Raw genomic sequence first — 12,409 nt, 5'->3', positions numbered from 1 at the left:
TGTTCTTAAATTGATTTGAGCAATTCGTTTAATCGTTCTTTTTTGCGTTGGGCAATCGGAATCCGCGAATCATCGGCCATGAGCACATAACCGCCATCGGTTTTGATGTATGATTTCAGATAAGCCAAATTGATTAGATGTGACTGATGCACGCGTTCAAAACCGTGTTGTGCCAAAAGTTCTTCATATTCTTTGAGCGTTTTTGAAATCAGCATCGGCTTTTGGTTTTTGATGAAAAACTTGGTGTAATTGTCCATTGATTCACAGCGAATAATGTCACTAATTTCAAATAAATGAATGCCTTCTGAAGTGGATAGCGCAATGCGTTTGAAGTGATCTGTTTTTTTACGAATGTTTTCAATGAGCAAATCAATGTGCTCAAAAGTGCTGTTTTTCTCAAGCGCCACTTTGACTTTGCTCATAGCTTGCTGCAAATCTTCAGGGTCGACGGGTTTGAGCAAGAAATCAAGCGCGCTGAATTTAAAAGCTTTGAGCGCATATTGCTCGTGGGCGGTAATGAATACAATGTGTGAACTGAGTTTGTTTTGCGCCGCTTTGAGTTGCTCTAAAATGTCAAAACCGGTTCCGTCGGCCAAATGAATATCTAAAAAAATCACCTGAGGTTCCCATTGTTCAATGACTTCTTTGCCCGATAAAACACTTTCGGCTTCGGCTACAATTTTAATGTCAGAGGCGTACATTTTGAGCATACTTTTCATGCCTGCGCGCAAATGTTGGTCGTCGTCTATGAGTACAGCGGTAATCATGCTTAGTTGTTTTGGTTGGTTAAATATTGAATGGGCAAATACAGTGTTACTTGTGTTCCTGATGGCTGATCGCTGGCTTCTTCAATGAGCACACGCGCTTTTTGATGCGTGGTAGATTCGATCATTTCCAGACGCTTTTTGGTAATCTCGAGTGCCATTGATTCATGCGCTTTTACAGAGTTTTCTTTGATGGCCATTGATTTACTCAGCCCGATGCCGTCATCGGTGATGATGCAAACCAATTGTTCTTGCTCTACTTTAAAAACAATGTCGATGTTTCCGTTGGTTTCTTTCGGAACAATTCCGTGCAAAATGGCATTTTCAACAAACGGCTGAATCAGCAGCGGAGGCAAAGCCATATCGTCTTCAACACTGGTCGAAGCTTGAATGGTAAAATCAAACTTTTTGTGAAAGCGCAGTTGTTCGAGTTCAAGATAATGCTGCAAACTTTCAATTTCTTTGTGCACCGGAATCAGCGAAGCCTTAGAATATTCAAGGGTTAAGCGCATAAGCTTAGAAAATTTAGCCAAATATTTAATGGCCGAATCGGTTCCGTTTTGCAAGATAAAACTTGAAATTGAACTCAAACAATTAAACACAAAATGCGGATTCATTTGCAAATGCAACGCTTTTTGTTCGTATTCGGCCACTTCTTTTTGCAAGGTCAATCGGCGTTTGATTTGCAGTCGGTTGTAGGTTACAAAAACCAGCCCGATCAGCAATAATCCGCCAATAACCACAAACCAAAACAACTGATTTTGGCGTTTGTTTTCTTCGTGAATGAGCGCCTCTTTTTTCTGATATTCAAAGTTCATTTCGGCGCGCAAAAACTTTTTGTTGTTTTCCCAATTGTTCAGCGCATCGCGGGCAGCAATGTATTTTTTGTAATGTATCAGTTCAGCTTGCGGTTGGTTGAGGGCCGCGTATATTTCGCTGATGCGTTTTTCATCCTCAATAATTTGGTCTTGCGTTCCAATAGATTGAGCCAATTGCAAAGATTTTTCAGCCGAGGTCAAAGCGGCCAAATATTGCCCCAATTCAAATTGCAATCCGCTTATTTTGTACCAAACCAATGCGGCTCCAAAATCATTTTGCATCGATTGATAACCGGCCAATGCTTTTTGATAATAATTATTGGCTTGTGTGTGATCTTTTTTCTGCAAGCATAAATCGCCCCAATAAGTCAATAACAAAGCGTTGTTTCTCGATGCACCTATTTTTTCAAAAGCTTGTTCGGCTTGATGATAATAATTTTCAGCCAACTGGTAGTTTTGTTGTTCAAAAGCAATCGCGCCCATATTGGTCAAAGTGGTGGGCATCGAGGCATCGTTGGTTTCTTTTTGAAGCATCAAGGCTTTTTGCAAATATTCAAGCGCGTGCGGATATCTTTTTTGCGATTTATATACAATGCCAATATTGTTGTACACTTTGGCGCAGTAATTTTTTTGATGGGTTTCGAGGTAAATTTTGAGCGCTTTTCCATAAAAATCAAGAGCCATCGGATAGTTGTTAATTTCTGAATGCACCACTGCCATACTCGCATAAGCGCGGGCCAAACCGGTTTTAAAAGTTTTTGAAGATGATTCTTGAACCAGCGACGTAAAGATTTGCTGGGCTTTGGTAAATTCACCCAACGCTTCTTTGTACTGACTCAGAATGATGTATGCGTTTCCGGCATTAATGGCAGCTTGTGCCAATCCGGGCTTGAATTTGAGTTTGTTTGACCAAGCCGCAGCTTTTTTACAGAAATATAAACTAGAATCCGGATTGATTTCTTTGAGCGCGTCAGCTTTTAAATTGAGTGCGTTTACTTGAGTAGTGTCAATTGCCGTTGAGATGCTCGGGCGATTATTAATATCAGAAGCAAAACCCAAAAAGCTCCAAAGCAAAAATAGAGTAAAAGCGAAAAATTTCCTTGAGTTCATATAACTTCCAGATTAAAGCTACACAAATATAACGGAACGCTTTTGTTTGCTGTGGCCGAATCTAGAATTCGTTTATCAGTAATGAGAATTCGATGTTTTAGGCAGATTTTACCGTAAATCGAAACCCAATTCCATGTAGGTTCTCAATGCTAAGTGAAGTATCGGCGGCCAGTATTTTTCGGAGCTTTGAAATGAAAACATCCAGACTTCTTCCCATAAAATAATCGTCATCGCCCCAAATTGATTTGAGAATGAACTCGCGTTTGAGCGCCGTATTTTGATGTTCAATAAAAAACTGCAACAATTCAGATTCGCGTTGGGTAAGTTTGGTTTTTTCGCCATTGCGGATGAGCACATAATTCTGCGGATCAAATTCAAATGTTCCGATGTTACATGTTTTGGTTGATGGCGTAGTGTTTTTTTGAGAACGCTTTAAGAAAATGTCAATTTTGAGCATCAATTCTTCAATGCTAAAAGGCTTCACCAAATAATCATCGGCGCCCAAACGCAAACCTTTGATGCGATCTTCTTTGAGCGTTTTGGCCGATAGAAAAATCAGTGGAACCTCAGTATTGCGTTTTCTGATTTCAGAAGCCAATTCAAAACCATCCATTTTGGGCAGCATAATATCGAGAATTGCAATGTCAAAAGCCTCTTTTTTAAAAGCTTCTAAGGCCAAAATTCCATCAGAACAATGCACCACTTCATAGCCATTTTGTTCCAAATTATCTTGGGTTAAAAAGGCGAGGGTTTGGTCGTCTTCGGCATAGAGAATTTTACATTTAGCCATGATGAGCAGGAATTAAAATGGTAATTGTTGTTCCATTTGTATTGCTTTGAGCTGAAATTTTCCAATGGTGCAACGTGCAGATTTTTTTGACATAGTACAATCCTAAACCAAAACCATTGACTTCATTGCTTTTGATGCTTGAAATTCGGTAGAATTTATCAAAGATAAACGGAAGGTTTTTATTAGAAATTCCGATTCCATTGTCTATAAAATCTAATTTAATTTGATTGGATTTCTGATTAATTTTTACCGTAATTTCAGGTGTTTTTTCGCAATATTTAATAGCGTTGTCCAGCAAATTATAACAAATATTGGTGAGGTGAAAAGCATCGGCTTCAAGCAAAACATGGCTGTCGGGCGCTTCAGTTTTAATGTGACTTTGCGGATATTTGAGCTGAATATTTTCTATCACATCCCGCAACAATGCCATCAAATCAACCGTAGTTTTGTTCAATACCAAAGGCCCGTTGTCTGATTTGGCGCTGTTGAGAATCGTTTCAATATGAGCGTTGAGTTTTTTGCTTTGCGCGATGATGATTTCGGTGTATTTTTCAAGCTTTTCGTCGGCTTGAATGACGTTTTGTTGTTTGAGAAAATTTGAAGCAATCAAGATGGATGACAGCGGAGTTTTGAATTCATGCGTCATATTATTGATGAAGTCGCGCTGCAATTCAGAGTATTTTTTTTGTTGCATAATCGTCAAAATCGAAAACACATATACGAGCAAAATCACGATGATTCCGCCGGATAAAGCCAACCAAAATTTGAGCGATCGAAACAAATAACTGGTTTCATTCGGGAATCGCACGGCAAAATAATACACCAAATTTTTGTGCTTCGGAAAATACACCGAATGGTTTTTATCGGCGGTTTTTGAAGCCGAGACGTAATTTCCATACACCATTTCATCGCTTTGGCAGTTGTACATGGCGTATTCATAATCGGTTCCGATGTTGACTTTTTCAAATTCGTTTTTGAGGTAATAATCCAGAATTTGAGGTTCAAAGTCGTTGTCTATGTTGACGATGTAATAATCATTCGAGATTTTCTGTACCGGATTTTCGGCGGGTAATTCGCGGTTGGTGCCTTCATAGAGTTTTTTGGCTACTTCCAGCAAAGCGATGTGCGTCTTTTGACTGAATTTTTTTTCTTCAAGATTAAAGGCTTGTTTGGTCCACAAAAGCTGTGCGATCAAGATGCCGATGATGGCAATCAGTCCGAGTACAATGATGCTGTTGAGTCTGTTGATTTTCACTTGAAGCGATTCTTTTTAGAATGGTGTAATATTAGTCAAAAATTCTAAGTCAAAAATCGGTTAACAACTCATTAACAAACGTTAGAAACCGATTAACAGTGGCTCAATAATTACCCAACTACTTTTGACTCGAACAAAAAATAAATCAACCTTTAAAAACAAATATTATGAAAACTATTCAAATTTCGGTTTTGGCGTTTGCCTTTGGTTTAATGTCATTCAATGTAGTTCCTGAGGTTAAACCTTCAATGGTAAAAGTCAATTTGGTATCATCAGTTGTATGGAAAAGTGAATCAATTGACTTGGGTGAAATTCCTCATAATCAGCCCAAAAAAGTCACGTTTGAGTTTAAAAACACTGGCAAAACACCTGTGCTCATTACGGACGTTAAGGCTTCATGTGGCTGTACCGCTACCGATTACACTAAAACTCCTATTCAACCCGGATCAACTGCAACCATTGTTGCAACCTACAACGCAGCCAATAAAGGTGCTTTTTCAAAAACAGTAACGGTAACAACCAACGCTGACAGCGCCCCAAAAGTTCTAACTTTTAAAGGTACAGTTATCTAAATATTGAGTTATTTATTTTAAAAGCCCGGTTTATTCCGGGCTTTTTTTGTTGTATTTTTTAAAATAATGTTAAAAAGATTCTTAATTACTTTTTTAAATCAGGTAAATCTCACGAAAACTAATAGTTTATTTTCGGTGTAGATTAAAAGCCGAAATGAAACTTAAAAACACTTATCCCAAAATATTACTACTCATATTCTCTTCGAGTATCTTTTTTATATTGTTGTATTTTTCGTTGTATTATTATACCAAACAAGTTGAAAAACAAGTGTATACCAGTACAGAATTCCAATATAACAATGAGGTAAACATGTTGCTTCAACTTGAGAACAAACCCATTCAAGTAGCTTTGAATAACGATACCAATTGGGATGAGTTTGTTGATTTTACCAAAACAAATAACAAACAATGGTATGATGAAACCATCGGAAATGAATTAGATATTTATAAAGCCGATTATTTAGGAACTTATGATGTCAACAAAAAGTTCATGATTAGAACCGCGTCAAACCGATTGCGCTCGACGGATATCATTCCTAAGCATGCCATGGATCAACTAGACGAAGTTGGAACGACAAAGTTTTATTTGCTTATTCCCGAAGGTTTAGCCGAAGTAACAGGAGCATCGATACATCCGTCTGATGATCCGCTCAAGAAAAAAACTAAGCCTTTCGGTTATTTTTTTGTTGCTCGTCTTATCGACCAAAAATATATTGGTGATTTTAAGAAGATAGCATCCTCAGAAATTAAGTTTATCAACACAGATAGGGCTATAAAAAAAGAAAACCACACCATTTATGCCACAGTTAATTTGCAAGATTGTTTTGGAAATACCATCGGCAGATTGCAATTTGAACGCAAATTTGATGTCTATTTTGAAAACATGCTCAATATTCTGTATTTGATTTTTGTGGTCTTTGTAATCAACATACTCATTAACTTATTTTATACGCGAAAGCTGGTCTATCTACCGCTTGATTTGATAACAAGAGTTCTGGAAACCGGTGAGAAAAAGGCTATCAAAGAGCTCAAAGCTACCCACGGCGAGTTTAGAAACATTGGGCTTTTGTTTGAAGAAAACAATAATCAAAAGCATGAGTTGGTCAAAGCTAAACTTAAAGCTGAAGAAAGCGATCGGCTTAAATCATCTTTTTTGGCAAATCTTTCGCATGAAATTAGAACGCCGATGAATGCTATTAGCGGCTTTACTGATTTGATGCTCAATACCCAACTCAGCCACGAAGAGCAAATTGAGTATCTGAAAGTAGTTGATAAAAGTGGTAGAAATTTAGTATCAATTATTGATGATTTAATTGAAATGTCGAAGATAGATTCGAATCAAATTTCGCCCAATTACACCCAAGTTGATTTAGAAGCTTGTGTGAGCGAGTTGTTTGAGACTATTCGCATTACCATTCCCAAAAGCAAGCCCGTTGAGCTTTTTGTTGTTCCGGCCCGAGAACCACTAGCTTATCCGATTATTGCTGATGAAACCAAACTAAAACAAGTGTTGGTCAATTTGGTTACTAATGGTATTAAATATACCGATAAAGGAACTGTGTCATTTGGATATGAGCTCAATGAAAAGAAAAAAGAGATTACTTTTTCAATCTATGATACCGGGCCTGGAATTGATGCTAAAAATCAGAAATTTATTTTTGATCGATTTAAACGAATTGAGAATGATGCTTCTATTAAAGCTGGTGGTTTAGGTTTGGGCTTGGCCATTACCAAAGCCTATGTTGAAATGATGGGCGGAAGCATTACGCTTAAATCTGAAGTAGGTAAAGGTTCTGTTTTTTCATTTACTCTTCCGTTGCAGTATGCCGAGGTTCAAAAAATTTCGGTCAAGCAAGTTAAGTCGCGAAAATCTTCTGAACATGAATCGTTTACTATTCTCATAGCTGAAGATGACAATATAAACTATCTATTGTTTCAAAAAATTATACAATCCCGAAATTACAATATCATCAGAGCGGTAAATGGCCTTGAAGCGGTTGAAATTTCATTGAGTAACCCAGATATTGACTTGGTGTTGATGGATATTAAAATGCCAATTATGAATGGTTTTGAGGCACTTGAAAAAGTCAAAGCCATTCGACCGGAATTATTTGTGGTTGCTCAAACCGCGTATGCATCGAGTGATGATGAAGAGCGAATAATAAAAGCTGGTTTCTATGGATATTTAACCAAACCCATCAATCGTGAGAAATTATTTGAAATGATTGATCAGGTTCAGAAAAACAAAAAAAGTGATCGATAAAAAAAAGAGACATTTAATTTTTGCATTGTTTATGGCAGCCTCGGTTTTTAGCCAATCAACCGAGCAGGCAAAACCCAATTCAAAATTTGAATTTAATCTAGATATAGCAAGCAGATATATTTGGCGAGGTCAATCATGGGGCGGTGATTATTTTGTTGTTCAACCTACGATTGATTATCATTTAAACGATAAATTTTCAATTGGATTTTGGGCTACGACTAATTTTGAGTCTCGTTACTTTTATTCAGATCAAATGACCGGACCACGTGGTTACCAAGAAATTGATTTCAATATAAAATATGAGTTTGCACCTTGGCTTTCGGTTGAAATTTGGGATTATTATTGGCCTACTGTTTCTCAAGTTGAAGGTGTTGACAATAGTTTCTTTAATTATGGACCTGATAGTGTAAAAACAGTTGATGCCAGTGTTTTTTTTGATTTGAACCACTGGGAAATTCCACTTGAATTAACAGTAAGTACACTCGTAGCAGGTAGTGATTATCGATATAATGCTCAAGGTGAAAACCCAAAACAAAATTTCACCACTTATGTTGAGGCTATGTATTCAAAAGATTTTTGGTCAGAATACCTCAATCTTGAAGCTGCTATAGGGGCGGTTTTAAACAATCAAGCTGAATATTACACCGCAGGTGATTATGACAAAGTTTCACTTGTAAATTTGAGTTTCAAAGCAACTCATGAATGGAGTGTAGGCGAACGATTTACGGTTCCGATTTGGGTCAATTACATCCATAATGCTGCCGATGCTAATACTGAAGCTTTTGGTAGAAATTTCTTGATTGCCGGGATTTCATTTCACTATCAGTAAGTTTATACCGGTTCTCCGTACAAGTCAAATTCAGTAGCGTCTGTAATTTTAATTTGTGCAAAATCACCTGTTTTAAGGTAGAATTTTGTGGCGTCAATCAAAACTTCATTGTCAACGTCCGGGCTGTCAAATTCGGTTCTTCCCACAAAATGAGCACCTTCTTTTCGGTCAATGATGCATTTAAAAGTTTGCCCGATTTTTTCTTGGTTTAGATCCCATGAAATTTGTGATTGCAAATCCATGATTTCTTCGGCACGCGATTTTTTAACTTCTTCAGGAACATTATCTTCTAAGGCAAAAGCATGGGTGTTTTCTTCATGTGAATAAGTAAAACATCCCAAGCGATCAAAGCGCATTTCTTGAACGAAATCTTTGAGTGCCTCAAAATCGGCTTCGGTTTCACCCGGATAACCTACAATAAGGGTAGTTCTGATGGCCATTCCAGGAACTGCTGCCCTAAAATCTTGCAGCAATTGTGTTGTTTTGGCTTGGGTGGTTCCGCGACGCATCGATTTGAGAATCGGATCAGAGATATGTTGCAACGGAATATCAATATAATTGCAAATTTTTGGTTCGCGTTTCATAAGCTCTAAAACGTCCATCGGAAAACCGGTCGGAAAGGCATAATGCAATCGAATCCACTCAATACCTTCAACTGCTGCTAGGTTTTCAAGTAATTCGGCAAGGTTTCTTTTTTTGTATAAATCGAGTCCGTAATAGGTGAGGTCTTGAGCAATAAGAATCAGCTCTTTTACGCCGTCACGCGCCAAACCTTCGGCTTCTTTGACAAGCTTTTCAATCGGTTGTGATACGTGTTTTCCGCGCATGAGTGGAATGGCACAAAAACTACACGGACGGTCACAACCTTCGGCAATTTTAAGGTAAGCGTAATTTTTTGGGGTAGTGGTGATGCGCTCACCGAGTAATTCATGTTTATAATCAGCACCCAAAGCTTTGAGCAACTGCGGTAATTCGGTGGTGCCAAAAAACTGATCCACATTGGGAATTTCTTTTTCTAAATCAGGTTTGTATCGTTCAGACAAGCAACCGGTTACAAAAACTTTATCAACCAAACCGCGCTCTTTTTTGTCGGCATACTCTAAAATCATATTGACTGACTCGGCTTTGGCGTTGTCAATAAATCCACAAGTATTGATGACGATGATGTTGCCTTCATTTTCAGAAGCAGCTTCGTGTTCAACTTCTTTACCACTGGCGCGGAGTTGACCCATGAGGACTTCGCTGTCATAAACATTCTTAGAACATCCTAAAGTAATGACATTGATTTTGTTTTTTTTGAGTGATTTAGTTCTCATTTGTTGTGATTTACCTCTGAATTAATGGAGCGCAAAAGTACGTTTTATTGTTTAATTTATAAGCTATAAAATAAATTCATGAAAAAAGCCACCATGGTTGATAGTGGCTTTGTACGTTTTTAGATACGAGATATTATAATTCGAAAATTAAAGTAGCTGAGATGTTGTTAAATTGTGATTTTAGGTTTTGAGCTGCTGTAAATCCTTGTGAAAAAACGGCTTCTTGAGATTTTCTTTGGGCGTAATTATACGATAAATCAAGTTTTGTATTCCCAAAATTGTAACCAAAGCCCGTTGAGAATCCGGTTAAGTCACCCATGATTCTTTTGTTTTCATAAGGGCTTTGTTCGTAGCGATAGCCTCCGCGGAAACTCCACAACTTGTATCGATACTCGGCTCCGATACGTAATTCACCGGAGGTTTTTAAGAGCTCATTTGCCTGAATGTTTAATGGTCTAAAAAAGTTATCATTGGGTTTAAACTTAACATTGCTATAATTTTTCAAGCTGTAGTCTATACTAATCAAACCCCCTTTTCCAAAAATATAGGCCAAGCTTCCGGTCCATTTACTTGGGGTTTGTAATTTGTATGTTGGATAAACAATGAGTATGTCTGAATCTACGGTTGCATCTGAAAGCCCTGAAATGGTTGGGTTTCCATATTTATAACCTGTGGTTGTGAGAAGTTGTTTTTTTTCGTCATCAAGTTCGTACCAAGTTGGAGATTCATAAGACAAACCCGCTCGGAAGTTTTTATTGAGTTTTGCAATCGTACCCAATTGAAATGAATAGCCTCTACCGTAGGTTCGTTGGTAATTTTCAAAATATAATTCTTTCATTCCATCGGTGTTGTTGTTATCATTAGATTCATAAAACAAACTTGTTTTTTCGTAATCTGTAAAATAGGAATTAAAGTTTAAGCCAAAATAGAATCTGTCTGTATATTGAGCTGAGAGATTGAAAGCTGCTTTTCCGTTGTAACCTTCAGTATCAATAAAATTTTCTTGATAGAAATTCCCCGGACTCACATTGGCTAAATAAGTATTTTGATTAGGATTGCCCGGATCCGGATTTATGACATAGCCTTGGTAACCTAAGTATGCTTGCTGTGTTCTAATATCTAAATCTTCGTAGTAATTTGAAGTCAAATCATCAACCGGTATGTTTGAACCGTATAAATCAGGATTGGCATAGCTCAAAAAATAATCAGCTACTGATTGATTTGGGTTGGTCCCCATACTGATGATCGAGTTGCTGAAATTTCGCGTGTTTTCGTAGTCAAATGATAGAACTATTTTTTTCCATTTACTCTTTTGGTCAAAATTGTTAAAAACCAAAGCGCCACCAACTTGGTTAATGTCAAACGAATTGTCATTACTGTTTATCTTGCTTCCAAAGTAGTTTGTTTGGTTCTTTGTGTTGAGGCTACTTAAAGTAAACCCCACTTGATTATTCATAAAAACGGCACTTCCAGCAGGGTTTACATTTAGCGACGAAAAATCCCCGCCCAAAGCTCCGAAAGCTCCACTCATAGCGCTAAAACGAGCGCTTCCGTTCATGTTTTGGTTGGCGTAAAGCAATCCTTCAGCAAGAGATTGTGATTGCAAAAATGTACTGTTAAATAAAATTAATGCGATAATAAAATATTTCATAATCAATTTGTTCAATAAAAAAACCTATGTCCTCAAAGGTACATAGGTTTACATGTTAAATTATCTTCTTCCTCCGCTTGAACGACCGCCACTGCTTCCATAGTTTCCGCTTGAATAGCTGCCATTTGATCTGGTGGGTGTATAGCCTCCATTGTTGTAACTTGGAGTGCTGTATGTTCTGTTTGGACTCTGTGTTCTTCCAGGATTATAATTAGGTCTTGGATTACTATTCTGATTATAAGAGGGATTTTGACTGTTTGAGCTATAATTACGAGTGTTTTGATAAGTGTTTTGGCGTACATTTCCATTTGAATATCCTTGCGGGGTACGTGTACTGCTATTCTGTGTCCTGTTGTTGAATCTTTGGGGTGTTCTTACACCATTATAACTGTAACTGTTAGCACCAGTCGAATAGTTTCGATTATAACTTCTGGTTCCGTAGTATCTTGGGTGATGATGATATGCTGCGTATCCATAGTTCATAGGCCATGTGTTCCAGCCCCAACCATAGTAGTTATATGGATTATACCATGGATCCCAAGCCCAACTGTAATAAGGTCCGTACCAAGAGCCCCAACCTAAACCGATATTCCAATTCCAACCAGAGTTCCATCCCCAGTAATTATTCCATCCTAGTCCCCAATTACCTCCGTAATAATTAATGTTGGTTTGTGAGGTGTTTGCTCCCCAATCTTGATATGAATTAGCATAAACAAATGTTGTATCGTTCTGATTGTAATTTGAACTGCGATATTGTTCTACATCGCTAAAGATTTCATCTTTTGGCTGATTGTTCTGAAGAGAACTAAAGTATTCTTTGTATTGATTGTTCGAAGCGGCAGGTGTAGTTGTAACCGATTCGTTTTTGTTTTGATTGAAGTCAGAGTAGATACCGTCACGGTCGTAGTAAGAAACATTTTGATAGGTATCACATGAGGTAAGCCAAAGAGAAAAAATTCCAGAAACGATTAAAATGAAATTTCTTTTGAAGGCAGTTTTATTCGGATTCATAACAACATATTTTATTGTCCAGCAACACAA

General features: G+C 37.6%; 10 protein-coding genes. 3 read left to right on the top strand and 7 right to left on the bottom strand.

Annotated elements, in window-relative coordinates:
- Positions 1–5: 5 nt before the first annotated feature.
- From KIH23_RS03020 to KIH23_RS03005, 4 genes are all read right to left on the bottom strand, one after another.
- Positions 6–767 carry a LytR/AlgR family response regulator transcription factor gene (locus tag KIH23_RS03020; protein ID WP_213211192.1) on the bottom strand — a complete coding sequence of 254 codons (762 nt, stop codon included), beginning with the start codon at positions 765–767 and terminating at the stop codon, positions 6–8.
- Between the two features lie 2 nt (positions 768–769).
- Positions 770–2,692 carry a tetratricopeptide repeat protein gene (locus tag KIH23_RS03015; protein WP_213211191.1) on the bottom strand — a complete coding sequence of 641 codons (1,923 nt, stop codon included), beginning with the start codon at positions 2,690–2,692 and terminating at the stop codon, positions 770–772.
- Between the two features lie 97 nt (positions 2,693–2,789).
- Positions 2,790–3,482 (bottom strand): response regulator transcription factor, encoded by a 693-nt coding sequence (locus tag KIH23_RS03010; RefSeq protein ID WP_213211190.1) that lies wholly within the window; start codon positions 3,480–3,482, stop codon positions 2,790–2,792.
- Positions 3,475–4,737: a sensor histidine kinase gene (locus KIH23_RS03005; protein ID WP_213211189.1), complete on the bottom strand. Its 1,263-nt coding sequence runs from the start codon at positions 4,735–4,737 to the stop codon at positions 3,475–3,477. The genes KIH23_RS03010 and KIH23_RS03005 overlap by 8 nt, the downstream gene beginning before the upstream one ends.
- Before the next feature lie 167 nt (positions 4,738–4,904).
- Between KIH23_RS03005 and KIH23_RS03000 the strand changes: the two genes are divergently transcribed.
- From KIH23_RS03000 to KIH23_RS02990, 3 genes are all read left to right on the top strand, one after another.
- Positions 4,905–5,309 (top strand): DUF1573 domain-containing protein, encoded by a 405-nt coding sequence (locus KIH23_RS03000; protein WP_213211188.1) that lies wholly within the window; start codon positions 4,905–4,907, stop codon positions 5,307–5,309.
- A gap of 154 nt (positions 5,310–5,463) precedes the next feature.
- On the top strand, positions 5,464–7,572 hold the full coding sequence (locus KIH23_RS02995) for an ATP-binding protein (RefSeq protein ID WP_213211187.1): 2,109 nt from the start codon (positions 5,464–5,466) through the stop codon (positions 7,570–7,572).
- A complete protein-coding gene (locus KIH23_RS02990; RefSeq protein WP_213211186.1) occupies positions 7,562–8,401 on the top strand; it encodes a hypothetical protein in 840 nt (279 codons plus the stop codon). Before KIH23_RS02995 ends, KIH23_RS02990 begins: the two co-directional genes overlap by 11 nt.
- 2 nt (positions 8,402–8,403) lie before the next feature.
- Here KIH23_RS02990 and rimO read toward each other — a convergent pair whose 3' ends face one another.
- The 3 genes from rimO to KIH23_RS02975 all read right to left on the bottom strand — a co-directional run bounded on the left by rimO (position 8,404) and on the right by KIH23_RS02975 (position 12,379).
- Positions 8,404–9,717 (bottom strand): 30S ribosomal protein S12 methylthiotransferase RimO, encoded by a 1,314-nt coding sequence (gene rimO, locus KIH23_RS02985; RefSeq protein WP_213211185.1) that lies wholly within the window; start codon positions 9,715–9,717, stop codon positions 8,404–8,406.
- Positions 9,718–9,850: 133 nt separating this feature from the next.
- Positions 9,851–11,368: an OmpP1/FadL family transporter gene (locus tag KIH23_RS02980; RefSeq protein WP_249684766.1), complete on the bottom strand. Its 1,518-nt coding sequence runs from the start codon at positions 11,366–11,368 to the stop codon at positions 9,851–9,853.
- Positions 11,369–11,428: 60 nt separating this feature from the next.
- Positions 11,429–12,379 (bottom strand): hypothetical protein, encoded by a 951-nt coding sequence (locus KIH23_RS02975; protein WP_213211184.1) that lies wholly within the window; start codon positions 12,377–12,379, stop codon positions 11,429–11,431.
- Positions 12,380–12,409 lie beyond the last annotated feature (30 nt).

Source organism: Flavobacterium sp. CYK-55 (assembly GCF_018413465.1).
Lineage (GTDB): Bacteria > Bacteroidota > Bacteroidia > Flavobacteriales > Flavobacteriaceae > Flavobacterium.
This window is presented reverse-complemented; position numbering and strand designations above follow the sequence as displayed.

Coding starts and splice junctions, on each gene's coding strand:
- KIH23_RS03020 (WP_213211192.1), bottom strand. CDS start 767: ATGATTACCGCTGTACTCATAGACGACGACCAACATTTGCGCGCAGGC.
- KIH23_RS03015 (WP_213211191.1), bottom strand. CDS start 2,692: ATGAACTCAAGGAAATTTTTCGCTTTTACTCTATTTTTGCTTTGGAGC.
- KIH23_RS03010 (WP_213211190.1), bottom strand. CDS start 3,482: ATGGCTAAATGTAAAATTCTCTATGCCGAAGACGACCAAACCCTCGCC.
- KIH23_RS03000 (WP_213211188.1), top strand. CDS start 4,905: ATGAAAACTATTCAAATTTCGGTTTTGGCGTTTGCCTTTGGTTTAATG.
- KIH23_RS02995 (WP_213211187.1), top strand. CDS start 5,464: ATGAAACTTAAAAACACTTATCCCAAAATATTACTACTCATATTCTCT.
- rimO (WP_213211185.1), bottom strand. CDS start 9,717: ATGAGAACTAAATCACTCAAAAAAAACAAAATCAATGTCATTACTTTA.
- KIH23_RS02980 (WP_249684766.1), bottom strand. CDS start 11,368: ATGAAATATTTTATTATCGCATTAATTTTATTTAACAGTACATTTTTG.
- KIH23_RS02975 (WP_213211184.1), bottom strand. CDS start 12,379: ATGAATCCGAATAAAACTGCCTTCAAAAGAAATTTCATTTTAATCGTT.